The sequence below is a fragment of the Candidatus Pseudoscillospira sp. SGI.172 genome (assembly GCF_050313575.1).
Classification (GTDB): domain Bacteria; phylum Bacillota; class Clostridia; order Oscillospirales; family Oscillospiraceae; genus Vermiculatibacterium.
This window is the reverse complement of record NZ_JBNPLQ010000008.1, coordinates 62,217-77,623: the sequence shown is the minus strand read 5'-3', so window position 1 is coordinate 77,623 and position 15,407 is coordinate 62,217. Positions and strand designations below refer to the sequence as shown.

13 protein-coding genes are annotated in these 15,407 nt (G+C 60.4%); 5 read left to right on the top strand and 8 right to left on the bottom strand.

Annotated features, from left to right (window positions below; all coding sequences use genetic code 11):
• Nucleotides 1-2,133 (bottom strand): ATP-dependent zinc metalloprotease FtsH (gene ftsH, locus ACQRD3_RS05100; protein WP_427780222.1); only part of this gene is annotated, 2,133 nt, incomplete at its 3' end.
• A 226-nt stretch (nt 2,134-2,359) separates the two neighbouring features.
• Between ftsH and rlmB the strand changes: the two genes are divergently transcribed.
• Nucleotides 2,360-3,136, top strand: a complete 777-nt coding sequence (rlmB, locus tag ACQRD3_RS05095; RefSeq protein ID WP_427780220.1) for a 23S rRNA (guanosine(2251)-2'-O)-methyltransferase RlmB — start codon at nt 2,360-2,362, stop codon at nt 3,134-3,136.
• 41 nt (nt 3,137-3,177) lie between these two features.
• On the top strand, nt 3,178-5,397 hold the full coding sequence (locus ACQRD3_RS05090; RefSeq protein ID WP_427780218.1) for a hypothetical protein: 2,220 nt from the start codon (nt 3,178-3,180) through the stop codon (nt 5,395-5,397).
• Nucleotides 5,398-5,452: 55 nt separating this feature from the next.
• Here ACQRD3_RS05090 and ACQRD3_RS05085 read toward each other — a convergent pair whose 3' ends face one another.
• Complete coding sequence (locus ACQRD3_RS05085) at nt 5,453-5,773, bottom strand: helix-turn-helix domain-containing protein (protein WP_080907486.1); 321 nt, start codon at nt 5,771-5,773, stop codon at nt 5,453-5,455.
• 174 nt (nt 5,774-5,947) lie between these two features.
• On the opposite strand from ACQRD3_RS05085, the gene ACQRD3_RS05080 reads away from it, so the two are divergent.
• Both ACQRD3_RS05080 and thrS read left to right on the top strand, forming a co-directional pair.
• Nucleotides 5,948-6,193, top strand: coding sequence for a hypothetical protein (locus ACQRD3_RS05080; protein ID WP_427780216.1), 246 nt, complete (start codon nt 5,948-5,950; stop codon nt 6,191-6,193).
• A gap of 364 nt (nt 6,194-6,557) precedes the next feature.
• A complete protein-coding gene (gene thrS / locus ACQRD3_RS05075) occupies nt 6,558-8,318 on the top strand; it encodes a threonine--tRNA ligase (RefSeq protein ID WP_427780215.1) in 1,761 nt (586 codons plus the stop codon).
• 399 nt (nt 8,319-8,717) lie between these two features.
• On the opposite strand, the gene ACQRD3_RS05070 is transcribed toward thrS, so the two are convergent.
• Complete coding sequence (locus ACQRD3_RS05070; protein WP_080907329.1) at nt 8,718-9,974, bottom strand: hemolysin family protein; 1,257 nt, start codon at nt 9,972-9,974, stop codon at nt 8,718-8,720.
• A 313-nt stretch (nt 9,975-10,287) separates the two neighbouring features.
• On the opposite strand from ACQRD3_RS05070, the gene ACQRD3_RS05065 reads away from it, so the two are divergent.
• The gene (locus ACQRD3_RS05065; RefSeq protein ID WP_080907330.1) at nt 10,288-11,355 is read left to right on the top strand and encodes a branched-chain amino acid aminotransferase; all 1,068 of its coding nucleotides are present in this window, start codon (nt 10,288-10,290) and stop codon (nt 11,353-11,355) included.
• A 44-nt stretch (nt 11,356-11,399) separates the two neighbouring features.
• Here ACQRD3_RS05065 and ACQRD3_RS05060 read toward each other — a convergent pair whose 3' ends face one another.
• The 5 genes from ACQRD3_RS05060 to ACQRD3_RS05040 all read right to left on the bottom strand — a co-directional run bounded on the left by ACQRD3_RS05060 (nt 11,400) and on the right by ACQRD3_RS05040 (nt 15,217).
• On the bottom strand, nt 11,400-12,428 hold the full coding sequence (locus ACQRD3_RS05060; protein ID WP_427780213.1) for a glycosyltransferase family 2 protein: 1,029 nt from the start codon (nt 12,426-12,428) through the stop codon (nt 11,400-11,402).
• Between the two features lie 4 nt (nt 12,429-12,432).
• The gene (gene glf, locus ACQRD3_RS05055) at nt 12,433-13,599 is read right to left on the bottom strand and encodes a UDP-galactopyranose mutase (RefSeq protein ID WP_427780211.1); all 1,167 of its coding nucleotides are present in this window, start codon (nt 13,597-13,599) and stop codon (nt 12,433-12,435) included.
• A gap of 100 nt (nt 13,600-13,699) precedes the next feature.
• The gene (locus ACQRD3_RS05050) at nt 13,700-14,230 is read right to left on the bottom strand and encodes an inorganic diphosphatase (protein WP_080907333.1); all 531 of its coding nucleotides are present in this window, start codon (nt 14,228-14,230) and stop codon (nt 13,700-13,702) included.
• A 152-nt stretch (nt 14,231-14,382) separates the two neighbouring features.
• Entirely contained in the window at nt 14,383-14,586 is a 204-nt protein-coding gene (locus tag ACQRD3_RS05045) for a small, acid-soluble spore protein, alpha/beta type (RefSeq protein WP_427780209.1), read from the bottom strand.
• A 214-nt stretch (nt 14,587-14,800) separates the two neighbouring features.
• Nucleotides 14,801-15,217, bottom strand: coding sequence for a hypothetical protein (locus ACQRD3_RS05040; protein ID WP_080907336.1), 417 nt, complete (start codon nt 15,215-15,217; stop codon nt 14,801-14,803).
• Nucleotides 15,218-15,407: the final 190 nt, after the last annotated feature.

Below are 15,407 nucleotides of genomic sequence, written 5' to 3'. Positions count from 1 at the left end.
TTGAGCGTCCCCCGGCGGCTGCGGCGGATCCACCGGCTCGCTCACCATGTGAATATTCCGGGCGGGAGGCTCGTCTCCGGCGGGAGGCTGGAGTTCAGCTGTCTTGGGGGGCAACCCGTAGTTGTCTACCGCTTCCGGATCTTGCCCCTCCAGAATGGCCATCATCTCCTGGCCGGTGATGGTCTCCTTCTGGAGCAGGTAGCCGGCCACCTTGTCCAGCATCTCCCGGTCACCCAAGAGGATCTGCTTGGCCTCGGTGTGGCACCGCTCCAGGATCTCCTTGACCTCCCGGTCCACCACGGCGGCTGTATCCTGAGCACAGTTGAGGCCCATGGAGCCATCCAGGAACTGGTTTTGAACGGTGGCCAGACCCATGACGCCGAAGGAGTCGCTCATGCCGAACATGGTCACCATTTTTCGGGCCAGGTCGGTGGCCCGCTCAATGTCGTTGGAAGCGCCGCTGGTCATGGTGTCGAACACCACTTCCTCGGCGCTGCGGCCGCCCAGCAGGGTGCGGATCTCGGTGAGCAGATCCTCCCGGGTCATGAGGAATTTCTCCTCCTCAGGCAGCTGCATGGTGTAGCCCAGGGCTCCCATGGTGTGGGGGACGATGGTGATCTTGCTCACCGGCTGGGCGTTCTTCTGACGGGCAGCCACCAGGGCGTGGCCCACCTCGTGGTAGGCAGTCATCCGCTTTTCCTGTTCTGTGAGGACAGTGCCCTTCTTCTCGCTGCCCGCGATGACCAGCTCAAAGGAGGCCAGCAGGTCCTCCTGATTCACGGCCTTGCGGCCCTTCCGCACTGCCCGGAGGGCGGCCTCGTTGACCAGGTTGGCCAGATCGGCACCCACGCAGCCGGCGGTGGCCTGAGCGATTTTTTCCAGATTGACGTCCTCGCTGAGGCGGATGTTCCGGGTGTGGACCTGCAGGGTGGCCAGACGTCCGGCCAGATTGGGCCGGTCCACGGTGATCCGCCGGTCAAACCGGCCGGGCCGCAGCAGGGCCTTGTCCAGAACCTCGGGGCGGTTGGTGGCGGCCAGAACGATGACGCCCTTGGTGGGGTCAAAGCCGTCCAGTTCCGCCAGCAGCTGATTGAGGGTCTGCTCCCGCTCGTCATTGCCGCCCATCCGGTTGTCACGGCTCTTGCCGATGGTGTCGATCTCGTCGATGAAGATGATGCAGGGGGCCATTTTGGCGGCCTCCTTAAAGAGGTCGCGGACCCGGGAAGCGCCTACGCCCACAAACATCTCCACAAAGTCGGAGCCGGAGATGGAGAAGAATGGGACGCTGGCCTCGCCGGCCACAGCCTTGGCCAGCAGGGTTTTGCCGGTGCCGGGGAAACCCACCAGCAGCGCGCCCTTGGGGAGCTTGGCGCCGATCTCAGTGTACTTTTGCGGATTGTGCAGGAAATCGATGATCTCCTCCAGGGACTCCTTGGCCTCGTCCTGCCCGGCCACATCCTTAAAGGTGACGCCGGTGGTCTTTTCCACATACACCTTGGCGTTGGCCTTGCCCACGCCGCCCAGACCGCCCATGCCGCCCATTTTGTTGGACATGGACCGGAACAGCAGGTACATGAGGCCAACCATCAGCACAGTGGGGAGGAGGTAGGCGGCCAGGAAGGAGACGATGGGGGAGAGGGGCTCCTCATACTTGGGACCGTAGTTGGTGACACCGTGCTCTTCCAGCAGGGTGATCAGCCCGTCGTCCAGCACGGTGTTGGGAACCGCGCAGTAGTAGGTCAGCTGTGCGTTCTGCTTTTTGCCGCCCCCCAGGAAGTCCTTGGCCTGGTCGATGGGGGGCAGGGTGGCGGGGACGGAGGCGGCTGGAGGATCCAGCCAGCCGCCCACCGGGTCCTTGTCCGGAGCGGCCACGTTGCCTTTCGAATCTGTCTTGGGGTAGATGACATACTTGTCTGAGGACATCACTACCTGGGAGACCTTGTCATCGGCCACCATCTGGCGGAACTCGCCGTAGCTGATCTCCTGGGTGTTGGCCTGCTTGGCCATGGAAGTCGCGTAGTTGAAGAACACGGTGATGACCAGTGCCCAAAGGACGATGGAGAGCAGCGCCATGGTATTTTTCGGATTTTTTTTGGGGCCGCCGGAATGATCGGAATTATTTTGATTGGGCATACAAAAGCCCCCTTTATTCAGAATTCAGATTGCATCATACCATACCGGGGGCAAAATTACAAGGAAACGGCCCGTAAACTTTCTATGAATTGCCGCTGTTTCTGAGACTCTGCCGGAGAAAAGAGGAGAATTTCGCGGAGAAGAAAGGGGGAACTTTCTCTTTCCCTTTTTCCGCCGATATGCTATACTGAATTCTAACTGGAGACGACCGGAAGGCGGGATGAAAATGGCGGAGAAGCGGCAGGACTGGAAAGAGCGGCAGGAGGCATCCGACGGCATCATCGAAGGGCGCAACGCGGTGACGGAGGCCCTTCGGGCCGGGACGCCCATCGACAAGGTGTACCTTGCCCGGGGGGAGACCGACGCCGCTCTTGGGCACATTGCCGCCAAGGCCCGGGAGCGGGGCATCGCGGTGGTGGACTGCGACCGGCGGAAACTGGACAACATGAGTGTCACCCACTCCCACCAGGGGGTCATTGCCGTGGCCGCCGTGCGGGAGTACGCCGAGGTGGAGGATATCCTGAAGGCGGCCGCCGACCGGGGAGAGCCGCCCCTCATCGTGGTGTGTGATGAACTTTCCGACCCTCACAATCTGGGGGCGGTGATCCGCACTGCGGAGTGTGCCGGGGCCCACGGGGTCATCATTCCCAAGCGGCGCTCCGCCGGGCTCACTGCCGTGGTGGCCAAGACTTCGGCGGGAGCGGTGTCTTACGTGCCGGTGGCCCGGGTGGCCAACCTCACTGCCTGCCTGAAGGAGCTCAAGGAGGCTGGGGTCTGGGTCTTTGGCACGGCGGCCGACGCCGACCGGGCCATCTATGATGCCGACCTGAAGGGCCCGGCGGCCATTGTCATCGGCTCCGAGGGGAACGGGATGAGCCGCCTTGTGGCGAAAAACTGCGACTTTCTGGTCTCTATCCCCATGAAGGGACAGCTCAACTCCCTCAACGCCTCCGCAGCCGCGTCCATCCTCCTCTATGAGGCGGTACGCCAGCGCATGGGCTGAACCGGGCTGCGGTTCTATTCTTTCCGAACACAGGTGATCTCATGTCAAAACGCAGGGACGACGACGAACTGAATCAGGACGGCGGCTATTCCCTGGAGGAGATTTTGGCCGAATTCGGCTCCGGGCGGCGCCCGACAGAGGGCGGGGAACCGCTTTCCACACCCCGGGAGCAGCCGGACTGGCGGGAGGACACCATTCCGTTTCCCATCCGGCCCCGGCAGCCGGATACCCCGCCCCCCGGAAAGACGCCCGGAGTGGTGACGGCTTTCCCCGGGCCTGTGTGCTCCGGTGCGGACCGAAAGGCCCCGCCTCGAAGCTCCGGTGAGGAGCGGGCGGCTGCCCCGGAGGATGAGACGCCGGAGCCGGACGACGGGGCGGAGGACGAGACCAAAGTCCTGGAGTTTCCGGCCGCCCAGCCGGAGAATCCGGTGGCGGCCGGGCTTGACAGGCTGCGGCGCAAGGCAGATGAGTTTGCGGGGCACATGTATGAGGAAGAGGGCATTGAGGACGATGAGCGGCTCCGCCGGGCGGAGGAACTCATCCCCGGTGTGGATGAGGAGGAAGCGCCGCCCGTCCCGGGGCGGAAGCCTCGCCGGACACTGCCCCCCGCCCCGGACATCCCGCCCGCCGATCTGGCCCGGCGGTATGCCAAAGGGCTCAAATCCATGCGCTTTCGGATCACGCTGCTCTTTTTCCTGCTCTTCCCGCTCCTCTATCTCACCCTTGCGGAGAGTTTTCCGCTGCCCGTCCCCACACCTCTGGCCGTAAGCGGAGTGCTGCGGTGCTATACGCTGGCGGCCTTTCAGGCGGCGGCCATGCTCCTGGGGGCGGATGCCCTGCTCAAGGGACTGATCCGGCCCTTCCAGTTTCGGATGGGGATGGACACGCTGGCGGCCCTGGCCAACGTGGCGGTCCTGGCGGACGCCCTCACGCTGCCTGCACTGAGTGGGGGAGAACCCCAGCGGCAGCCCTACTGTCTGGTTGCGGTCCTGACCCTCTGGTGCGTGGCGCTGGGGAACTTTTACAAGCGCCGGGGTCAGCGGATGGCCTGCCGCACGGCGGCCTCCGCCTCAGAGCCCTATCTGGTCACCCGGGACGAGGCAAAATGGAACGGGCGGGACACTTATGTGAAGTGGTCCGGCCCGGTCACCGGCTTTGGCAGCCAGGTCCAGGGGGAGGACGGAGCCGAGCGGGTCTACCGGACGGCCGCCCCGCTGCTGCTGCTGGCCTGCGTTCTCTTTTCCCTCATCTCCTCTTTGGGGCGAAACCGCCCGGCGGACATTCTGTGGTGCCTGGCCGCCACTCTTTCGGCCTCGGCGTCCCTTTCGGCCACTCTGTGCTTCGCCCTTCCTTGGCGGAAGCTCTCCGCCCGGCTGGCCAAGTCCGGCGCGGCGCTGGCGGGCTGGGAGGGCGTGGTGAACACCACCGGCACCTCCAACATTCTGCTCACCGACGCCGATCTGTTTCCGCCCGGGGCGGTTTCCCTCAACGGCGTCAAGGTCTACGGGGATTTCTCCGTGGAGAAGGTGGTGGCCAACACGGCCACGGTCCTTCGGGACGGGGGAAGCGGACTGGAGAAGGTGTTCCAGGACCTGCTCCGCGCCCAGGGGGGGACCTATCGCCGGGGCGAGGACTTCACCGCCTATGAGGGGGGCGGCTTTTCCGAGACCATTCGGGGCCAGCAGGTGCTGGTAGGCTCGGCGGCGTTCATGACGCTGATGGAAGTGGCCCTTCCGCCCGGACTCAATGTGAAAAACGCTGCCTTCTGCGCCATCGACGGGGATCTGGCGGGCATCTTCGCTCTCAATTATCATCTGCCGGGGGCGGTGCCCCAGGCGCTGGACGCTCTGATCCGCAACCATATCGCCCCCGTTCTCGCCACCCGGGATTTCAATCTGATCCCCTCCATGCTCCGGCAGCGCTTCAAACTGCCGGTAGAGCGGATGGAATTCCCGCCGGTGGAACGCCGCCGGGAGCTGTCCGAGACGGATCAGGAGCATTCCGACACCCTGGCAGCCGTGCTCTGCCGGGAGGGGGTTGGCCCTTACTCCGAGGCGGTGGTGGGGGGACGGCGGCTTCGCTCGGCGGTACGGCTGTCGGCGGTGCTGACCTGTTTTGGCTCCCTGGCGGGTGCGCTTCTGGCCTTTTATCTTACCTTCGTGGCGGCCTACGCCTCACTGACTCCGGCGAACCTCACCATTTTTCTGGTCATGTGGCTGGTCCCCACCCTCCTGATCTCCGGCTGGGTGAATCAATACTGAAAAGGCAAACTGCTCGTACAAAAAAGGCTGTCGTCCCGTAGACGACGGCCTTTTTTTAAATGTCCTCCCCGCTTGTCCAGTTGATGAAACGCTCCACCAATCGAAGCTGCCTGGCATCCAGCGGGCGGAGCTGTTCGGCCACACTGCGCCAGGCCTGTCCCTCGGAGCGGGCGGTGCCGACGAGAAATTCATCCGGCGTGGTGTCCAAAGCAGCGGCCAGCCGCATCAGAACTTCCACCGATGGGATCGATACCGCCCGCTCAATGTTGGAAAGGTACTGGTCGCTGATCTCTGCCTGCTCGGCGACCTTCGCCTGGGTCAGCCCCAGTTTCTTTCTGCGCCGGGCTACCCGGCCGCCAATGGCATGATAATCCATTTCCAAAATGGGGGTGCCCCCTCTCTGTGAGATATTTTTAACATGAAATTATCATAGCCACATTTTGTAAAAAATAAGAATCAATTTTAAGTTTGTTTTTAAACTTGACATTATATTCTCTTTTGATTATAGTTGAATTATAAACTACACGACACAGAGAGGGGACGAAGGCAGATGGTAGAAAAAGGACAGGGACCGGGACTTTTAGAGACACTGGCGGATCTGGCAGGTTGCCTTTACCTCTCGGATCTGCATACCTTCCATTTTCACAGGCGGCTGCACTGGGCACTGGTGCAGTGCCCTGCCGAAAATTGGCCGGAAGGGGAGTGGCGGGAGGCGGCGCGCTACTTGTTGAATCAGGAGCCTGATGAGAAGAGCGCTGAGGGGCTGCGGCAGCTGCTGCTGGAATATACGGGCTGAACTTTTTCGGGAAGGGCAGCGGTATGGCAGCCCCTTTCCACAGCCTGCCGCTTGACAGAGCCTTTTTTTCGTGATATAGTTTGCCCGTACATCGGCAAAGACGGAGATCGACCCGTTGGCGGCGGTCAGAGAGGGGCGCGTTTGGTGTAAGCGCCCTCCGTGACGCGGCGGCGACACCACTCCCGAGCCGCCTGTGAAAGAAGCAGGCCGGGCAAGCCCGTTACAGCTGTTCAACGAGCGGCGGCGCTCCTTCGGGAGGGCCGCAAGCAGGGTGGAACCGTGGAATACGACTTCGTATCCCACCCCTGAAACCATTCAGGGGTGGGATTTTTTATCCGATCCCAAGATTACAGGAGGAATTATCATGGCAGAAGAAAACAAAGAGTATACCTTTGAAAACCCGGAATACCGGAAAACCTATTGGCACACCTGCTCTCATGTCCTGGCCCAGGCGGTGAAGCGCCTCTACCCCGAGGTGAAGCTGGCCATCGGCCCCGCCATCGAAGAGGGCTTCTATTATGACATGGATTCTCCCTTTCCTTTCACCCCCGAGATCCTGGAGAAGATCGAGGGCGAGATGCGGAAGATCTGCAAGGAGAAGCTGAAGCTGGAGCGGTTTGAGCTGCCCCGGGCGGAGGCCCTTCAGTTCATGGAGGAGAAGGGCGAGCCCTACAAGGTGGAGCTCATCAACGACCTGCCCGCCGACGCTGTGATCTCCTTCTACAGGCAGGGCGAGTTCACCGACCTGTGCGCGGGTCCCCACGTGGACTCCACCGGGCGCATCAAGGGCAACGGCATCAAGCTCACCGCCTGCAACGCCGCCTACTGGCGGGGCGACTCCAGCCGCCAGACCCTCCAGCGCATCTACGGCGTCGCCTTCCCCAAGAAGGAGGAGCTGGACGCCTACCTGGCCCGGATCGAGGAGGCCAAGAAGCGAGATCACCGGAAGCTGGGCAAGGAGCTGGGCCTGTTCACCCTGATGGACGAGGGCCCCGGGTTTCCCTTCTTCCTGCCCAAGGGCATGGTGCTTCGCAACACCCTCATCGACTACTGGCGTCAGGTCCACAAGCGCTACGGCTATGTGGAGATCTCCACCCCCATGATCCTCAACCGGAAGCTCTGGGAGCGCTCCGGCCACTGGGACCACTACAAGCAGAACATGTACACCACCGTCATCGATGAAGAGGACTTTGCCATCAAGCCCATGAACTGCCCGGGCGGGATGCTGGTCTATAAGTCCGAGCCCCACTCTTATCGGGATCTGCCCCTGCGGGTGGGCGAGCTGGGCCTGGTCCACCGTCACGAGCTCTCCGGTGCGCTCCACGGCCTGTTCCGGGTGCGCTGCTTCACCCAGGACGACGCCCATATCTTCATGACCTGGGACCAGATGAAGGGGGAGATCAAGAATGTGGTCAAGCTCTTCGACGAGGTCTACTCCGTGTTTGGCCTTTCTTATGAGATCGAGCTGTCCACCATGCCTGAGGACCACATGGGCGATGAGAAGGACTGGAACTTTGCCCAGGAGACCCTGAAGGAAGCCATCACCGAGATGGGCAAGACCTATGTGGTCAACGAGGGCGACGGCGCCTTCTACGGCCCCAAGCTGGACTTCCATCTGGCCGACTCTTTGGGCCGGACCTGGCAGTGCGGCACCATCCAGCTGGATATGCAGCTGCCTGAGCGCTTTGAGCTGGAGTATGTGGGTGAGGACGGCGCCAAGCACCGTCCCGTCATGATCCACCGGGTGGTGCTGGGATCCATCGAGCGGTTCATCGGCGTCATCACCGAGCACTTTGCCGGCGCCTTCCCCGCCTGGCTCTCTCCCGTACAGGCGAAGGTGCTCACCGTCACCGGGCGGGCCGACGATTACGCCAAAGAAATTGCCGCCGCGCTGGACGCCCGGGGCTTCCGGCCCGAGGTGGACGACCGGAACGAAAAGATCGGCAAGAAGATCCGGGAGGCTCAACTCCAGAAGATCCCCTACATGCTGGTGGTGGGTGACCGGGACATTGAGAACAAGACCGTCTCCGTGCGCCATCGCTCCGGGGAGGATCTGGGCGCAATGAGCCTGGATGCCTTTGCCGCCCTTTTGAAGGAGGAAGTGGACAGCCGGGAGATCAAATGACGGCGCCCGGTCCTGAAGCGCGGGGGTCAAAAACGGAAAACCTGTGACCGGCAGGAGGGGCGGCAGAGGCCGCCGCTCCCTGCCGGCAGAAAGCAAAAAAGCGGCCCTCGTCTCTGAACAGAGGCGAGGGCCGCTCCAGCGTGTCGAAACACTTCGACACGCTTCTCAAAAATGCGGGCATTTTTAAGAGAGGATGCAGACTTTCTCGCGCACGTGCTGGCGCTCGCACATGCCAAAGGCTGAGAAGGGAAAATTCCGAGACACATGTCCTCTGGATTTTCAGAGCTTCACCTGCTTTCGCCGCCTGGGGCGGCAAAAGTCTGCCGGGGGCTGCTGCGCGTGCAGGAAACCATCCCGCCCCTGCACCACTTTTGACTTTTTCGACAGTCCAAAGCGGGCTCAGTGAGCTTCCGGATGCGGTTCGGGGAGGACCACCACTTTGATCTCCAGCACCCGGCGGTGATCCACTTTGGTCACCGTCACGTCCAGCCCGTCGGCCTGGAAGCGGTCCCCCTCCTCGGGTACACGCCCGATCTGCTCCATGACCCAGCCGGAGACCGTGTTGGCCTCGCACTCGCCCTTAAGGGTGAAGAGATCGCACAGGTCGGTGAGCGCGGCGTTGCAGGAGATGAGATAGCTGCCGTCCGGCTGCTTTTTAAATTCTTCAATGACCTCGTCATGTTCGTCCCAGATCTCGCCCACCAGTTCCTCCACAATGTCCTCCAGGGTGCAGAGCCCCTCCGTGCCCCCGTATTCGTCCACCACCACCACCATGTGGGCCTTGTTTTTCTGCAAAATGCGCATCAGGTCGGAGATCTTGGTGTTCCCCGTGGTGTACAGAATGGGGGCGGTGAGGGCGGAGATGTCGGTCTGGCCGTGGTAGCGGGCGGCGTGGAAGTCCTTCTCGTGGATGACCCCGATGATATCGTCGATGTCCTCATGATAGACCGGCAGGCGGGAGAAGCCGCTCTCGGCAAAGGCCTTGGCGATCTCCTCCATAGAGGCGTCGTCCTCCACGGCCACGATGTCCACCCGGGGCGTGAGGATCTCCTGCACCTCCATGTCGCCGAACTCGATGGCGGAGCGGATCAGCTCGCTCTCATGGCGGTTGAGCCCGCCCTCGCTCTCAGCCTGATCCACCATGGTCACCAGTTCCTCTTCAGTGATGCCCTCGTCCACAGGGGTGTAAAAGACCTTGGACAGCAGTTTCTTCCACTGGGCAAACAGCCAAGCCAGAGGGGTGAAGAGGACCATCAGCACCCGCATGATGGGGGCGGCGAACATGGCGAAGGACTCCGAACGGTCCTTGGCCAGGCTCTTGGGGGAGACCTCGCCGAAGATCAGGATGACCACCGTGAGCACCACAGTGGACACCGTGGGTCCGTAAGCACCCAGCAGCTTGATGAAGAGGGAAGCGGAGACGGTGGTGGCCGTGATGTTGACCACGTTGTTGCCGATGAGGATGGTGGTGAGGAGCTTGTCATAGCCCTCCTCCAGATCCAGGGCCAGACGGGCCCGGCTGTCGCCGCCGTCGGCCTTGGCCTTCAGCCGGACCCGGTTGAGGGATGTGAAGGCGGTCTCGGTGGCGGAGAAGAAGGCGCTGAACGCGACTAAAACGACGATCGCACAGATCATTGCGATACTGGAACTGTCCATAAAGGGCAAATCACACTCCATTTCATAGTTGAGACGTTTTTGGGGAGAAGCGCGCAAAAGGACAGTCCTACTCTCTCCAGTAAGACTGTCCAACGTTCGACTTTTTGATGTACTTGGGACTGGGCGGAGGTTCGTCCACGCGGGTTCACCGATCCTTTTCGCATAGAAACTACGCATACTATATCATGCCCTCGGTAAAAAAGCAAGGGAAAAGATACTTTTACACTGCAATTTGGTAAATTATCTACTTGCGGTGATGAAAAGACAGGGTTATAATAGGCCTATTCAATCAACCGCAAGGAGGCTGTTCAAGATGCAGGAATTTCCCGTGACCCGGGCCGCGGCCCTCAAGACCAAACCGGACCCCAAGACGCTGGTGTTCGGCCAGACGTTTACCGACCACATGTTCCTTATGAATTATGAGACCGGCAAGGGCTGGCACGACGGACGCATCGTCCCCTACGGTCCCCTTTCGCTGGAGCCCTGTGCCATGGTCTTTCACTATGCCCAGGAGGTCTTTGAAGGGATGAAGGCCTACCGGACTCCGGACGGCGGCGTGCAGCTGTTCCGCCCCATGGAGAACGCCAGGCGTCTGGCCTCCTCCTGTGAGCGGATGTGCATCCCCACCATTGATCCACAGACCGTGGTGGACGCCATCACTCAGCTGGTGAAGGTGGAGGCTGATTGGGTGCCCAACGTGCCCGGCACCTCGCTCTATATCCGTCCCTTCATCATCGCCACTGATCCCACCCTGGGAGTCCACGCCTCTCACACCTATATTTTTGCCGTTATCTGCTGCCCGGTGGGCGCCTATTACGCCGAGGGCATCAACCCTGTGAAGATCTACGTGGAGGACGAGGATGTCCGGGCCGTCAAGGGCGGCACGGGCTACACCAAGTGCGGCGGCAACTACGCCGCCTCCATCCGGGCCGGCGAGCGGGCTGAGGAGAACGGCTATGCCCAGGTGCTCTGGCTGGACGGTGTGCACCGAAAGTATATTGAGGAAGTGGGCTCCATGAACGTCATGTTCCAGGTGGACGGGACGGTGGTCACTCCGAAGCTCACCGGGTCTGTGCTTCCCGGCATCACCCGGAAGTCCTGTCTGGAGCTGCTCAAGGCTTGGGGAATTCCGTGTGAGGAGCGGCTGATCACCGCCCAGGAACTTTTTGACGCCGCGGCCGCGGGCAAGCTGGACGAGGCCTGGGGCACCGGCACCGCCGCTGTGGTCTCTCCCATCGGTGAGATGGGCTGGGAGGACCGCCACGCTGTGGTCAACGGCGGGCAGATCGGCAGCCTGACCCAGAAGCTCTACGATACCCTAACCGGCATCCAGTGGGGGACCCTCCCAGATCCCTGCGGCTGGACCGTGAAGGTTTGCTGAACAATAAAAAGGCCCGCCGAACTGCTGGTTCGGCGGGCCTTTTTTCAGTTGAATTTGTAGATGTGCTGGGCCACGTGGTAGAGCTGTACCGACAGCTTCCGCCCCTGATAGCCGGGGAAAACGCCCACGGCGGACATGGCCCGATATTTCAGCTTATGGTAAAGCCCCTGATCCACCGTCCGCAGATATTCCCACAGTTCGGTCTTGTGACCCAGCGCCTCCGGGGTGCCGGCGATGTTGAGAAAAATGGAGGAGATGGTCATCATCATGGACAGGTAGCTGAGCATATACCGGCCCAGCTTGGGATGTTCCAACTTTACCCGCCGGAGGTCATGAGCCACGATCATCAGCTTGGTCACCCGGATCTGCTGGTCTACCCGGCCCACCATCACCTTTTCATTGACGCTCTGGTCGGCCCGGCCGATGAAGTAGCGGTAGAGATCCAGATCCATGTAGTAGATGGATTCTACGAAGGGGAGCGGCTGGTAGACAAAAATATTGTCCACATAGAAAGTGTGCTTGGGAAGCTCCAGCCCGCAGTCCCGCAGCAGCTGGGTGCGGTAGATCACAGAGTGCATCAGCAGGTACTGAGAGGGGCGGAAGCGGCCGATCTCTTCCCAGGTGAATACCCGGTTTTCCGGGAAGATGTTGCGGTAGTGCATCACCCGCTGGGTCTGGTCCTCCACATGCTCGTAAACATAGTTGGCGATGAGCAGATCCAGGGGCTTGGGCCACTTGGCGCACTCCCGGAGCTTCTCCAGAACGGCCTGAAGGGCATTGGTGTCCAGCCAGTCATCTGAGTCTACGACTTTGTAGTACAGCCCCCGGGCATTGCGGATGCCCTGGTTGACCCCTTCTCCGTGTCCGCCGTTCTCCTGATGGATGACGCGGATGATGTCGGGGTACTGCGCGGCGTATCGGTCACAGATGGCGGGGGTGTCGTCCTTGGTGGAGCCGTCGTCCACCAGAATGATCTCCACGTCCTCGCCGCCGGTGAGCAGGGTCTGGACGCAGTGGTCCATGTAGGCCGCGGAATTATAGCAGGGGACGGCAAAGGTGAGGATCTTCTCCATACGATCAGCCTCCCAGAAGTTCGTCCGCCAGAGCCAGGGCACGGCCCACAATGGCGTCCATGTTGTAATATTTGTACTCGGCCAGCCGGCCCAGCAGCCGCAGCTGGGGATATCTCCCCGCCAGGGCGGCGTATCGGGCATAGAGAGCGTTGTTTTCCGGGGCGATGATGGCGTAGTAGGGGACCTCGCCCTCCGCGCCAGCGTAGGCGCGGGAATACTCCTTCATGACGGTGGTCACCCCGGGGAGAACCTGGCCGGTGAGGCGTTTGAATTCCGTGATACGGGTAAAATCCTCGTCCATGGTATAGTTCACCGTGGCGTGGCTCTGATAAAAGTCCTCCGCGTGGGTCTCAAAACGGAAGTCCAGCGTCCGGTAGGGCAGGCGACCAAACCGGCAGTCAAAGAACTCGTCCAGCGCACCGGTAAAGATCACCGTCCCGGCGAAAGGCTCCCCGTCCAGCAGAAGCGCGTCCCCCAGAGTGAGCCGCCGGGCGGCGTCCGTGCCCAGCTCCACCGTGATGTTGGGGTGGTCCAGCAGACGCTCAAAAATGGGGGTGTAGCCGTTCAGGGGCATCCCCTGCCAGGGGTCCTGGAAGTAACCGCAGTCCCGGGAGAGGAAAACGGGCACCCGGGCGGTGGTGTTCGGGTCAATCTCCTCCGGCCGCTGTCCCCATTGCTTCATGGTGTAGCGGACAAAGACATGGTCGTAGACATAGTCTGCCAAAGCCGCGATCTCCGGATCGGGGTTGGACCGCAGCTCCAGGATCGTGACCTTTTTTTCCGCCCCGTAAGCCGCAATGAGTTTTCCTGCCAGTTCTCCCGCCTTCTCGGGACCGAAGGCGGTCTCCAGGGAGACGAGATTGAAGGGCACGGGCAGCTCCATCCGCCCGCCGGGAGCAGGGATGCTGGCCACTACCTCGTGGCGATAGTCCCTCCAGTCGGTGTACTGAGAGAGGTAGTCATAGACCCGCCGGTCAGAGGTATGGAAGATATGGGGGCCGTACTGGTGGATGAGGATGCCGCTGGCGTCGAGGCGGTCGTAAGCGTTTCCGCCCACATGGTCCCGCTTTTCCAGCACCAGCACCCGTCGGTTCCCCCGGCGGGCCAGTTCTCCGGCGGTCACCGCCCCGGCGAAGCCGGCGCCGATGACCAGACAGTCATAGTGTGCCATATCGTACTCCTTGTGTTTCGTTTTCAGGACTATTTTAACACAGGGCATGGGGTGAGAAAAGAAAGAATGTCTTAAGTTTCGGAAAAATCAAGGAAAAGTCTCAGCAAAATTTGTCTTTGTAGTTGGCGATGGCCTGCCGGATGACCTCGATCGCGTCCTCCCGGCCCTTTACGTCTCCGGCCATGGTCTGCTTGCCCTCCAGGGTTTTATAGACCGTGAAGAAATGGGCCATCTCGTCAAAAATGTGATCGGGCAGTTCGGAGATATCCTGATAGGCGTTATAGGTAGGGTCGGCAAAGGGGATGGCGATGATCTTCTCATCGTTTTTCCCGTCGTCCAGCATGGAGATGTAGCCCACGGGGTAGCAGCGTACCAGAGTCAGGGGATCCAGCACCTCGGAGCAGAGGACCAGCACGTCCAGAGGATCTCCGTCGTCGCCGTAGGAGCGGGGGATGAATCCGTAGTTGGCGGGGTAGTGGGTGGAAGTATAGAGAATACGGTCCAGAATAATGAGACCGGTGGCCTTGTCCAGCTCATATTTTTTCTTGCTGCCCTGCGGGATCTCCACCACGGCGATAAAGTCCTCCGGAGAGATGCGCTTGGGATCGATGTCATGCCAGATATTGGTCATGTAAAAGGCTCCTTTCCATTCGGATCGTGCGTGTAAAGATACAAATATTATAGACGGTTCCAGTCGTGAATACAAGGCGGGGCGCCGCTTTTTATCAAAAAGGAAGGGCGCGGGGACCGGCCCCGCGCCCTCTTTTTTCCCTTTTGGGAAACTTACTTCATGCCGTTCTCATAGGCCTCGATCATCTTTTTGACCATCTGGCCGCCGACGGAACCGGCCTCACGAGAAGTCAGGTCGCCGTTGTAGCCCTGCTTGAGGTTGACGCCCACCTGCTGGGCAGCTTCCATCTTGAACTTGTCCAGAGCCTCGCGGGCGCTGGCGACCACGGGACGGTTGGAACCGGTGCTGTTACTCATACGTTGCATCTCCTCGTCTTTTTTTCTTTTTGTTGATTGAAGATTCGTTCGGATCGAGAATCCGAGCATATCTTTGCCCCGTGGAGATTTTCTATGCGCCGGTCAGCTTTGTCAATTCGTGGAGGAATTTCTTTTTTTCAGAAAAACCGAAAAAAAACGGCTGGGACATCCGGGCAAAGCCGTGCGTTCCAGCCGTTTGGGAGAGCGTTCTTTTTCAGAGATTTCCGGTGTCCACCAAAATGTTGTCTGTGCCGTGCTCCTCAAATTCGCTGATATAGGCGTCGATCCGGGAGGCGAGCTCCTGGTAGTTGTTCTCGTCGATGGGCACGTCGTCCATGTCCCGGCGGGCCAGATCTTCCGCCAGAATATCGAAAAAGACATTGTTTTCATATTCCATGATGGCGTCGTGGATCCCGCCGTCGGCAAAGGCCTGAGAGGGCACCGCCTCTCCCTGCCAGAATTCTGTCAGGGAGTTCATTCCCTCGTCCCTGGCCTTTTGGAACAGAAGGCTCTCCACTTCGTCATAGTCGGCGAAACGGTCGTCGCCCCGGGTGGAATTGAGGATCCAGTTGCCGATATAGGCCATATCCAAAAGACGTCGGAATTGTTTCGTCGTCAGCTCTAACTTCATGGTAAGACCCCCTCGCTGTTTTAAAATGAGAGACATGACTGCCCCTGCGTTTCTATATTATAATGCCGGGCGTGGAAATGTCAAACGGATGGAGGGAGGAATTTTCCCGAAAAGGCCGGAAAATTCCCCTTGCGTTTCCCCGGAAAACAGCATATCATATAAAAGATTGATTTTTCATTGTTTTCGAAAG

Excerpts from the sequence above, each read along its gene's own strand:
- rlmB (WP_427780220.1), top strand. The coding sequence starts at position 2,360 with ATGGCGGAGAAGCGGCAGGACTGGAAAGAGCGGCAGGAGGCATCCGAC.
- ACQRD3_RS05090 (WP_427780218.1), top strand. The coding sequence starts at position 3,178 with ATGTCAAAACGCAGGGACGACGACGAACTGAATCAGGACGGCGGCTAT.
- ACQRD3_RS05085 (WP_080907486.1), bottom strand. The coding sequence starts at position 5,773 with ATGGATTATCATGCCATTGGCGGCCGGGTAGCCCGGCGCAGAAAGAAA.
- ACQRD3_RS05080 (WP_427780216.1), top strand. The coding sequence starts at position 5,948 with ATGGTAGAAAAAGGACAGGGACCGGGACTTTTAGAGACACTGGCGGAT.
- thrS (WP_427780215.1), top strand. The coding sequence starts at position 6,558 with ATGGCAGAAGAAAACAAAGAGTATACCTTTGAAAACCCGGAATACCGG.
- ACQRD3_RS05070 (WP_080907329.1), bottom strand. The coding sequence starts at position 9,974 with ATGGACAGTTCCAGTATCGCAATGATCTGTGCGATCGTCGTTTTAGTC.
- ACQRD3_RS05065 (WP_080907330.1), top strand. The coding sequence starts at position 10,288 with ATGCAGGAATTTCCCGTGACCCGGGCCGCGGCCCTCAAGACCAAACCG.
- ACQRD3_RS05060 (WP_427780213.1), bottom strand. The coding sequence starts at position 12,428 with ATGGAGAAGATCCTCACCTTTGCCGTCCCCTGCTATAATTCCGCGGCC.
- glf (WP_427780211.1), bottom strand. The coding sequence starts at position 13,599 with ATGGCACACTATGACTGTCTGGTCATCGGCGCCGGCTTCGCCGGGGCG.
- ACQRD3_RS05050 (WP_080907333.1), bottom strand. The coding sequence starts at position 14,230 with ATGACCAATATCTGGCATGACATCGATCCCAAGCGCATCTCTCCGGAG.
- ACQRD3_RS05045 (WP_427780209.1), bottom strand. The coding sequence starts at position 14,586 with ATGAGTAACAGCACCGGTTCCAACCGTCCCGTGGTCGCCAGCGCCCGC.
- ACQRD3_RS05040 (WP_080907336.1), bottom strand. The coding sequence starts at position 15,217 with ATGAAGTTAGAGCTGACGACGAAACAATTCCGACGTCTTTTGGATATG.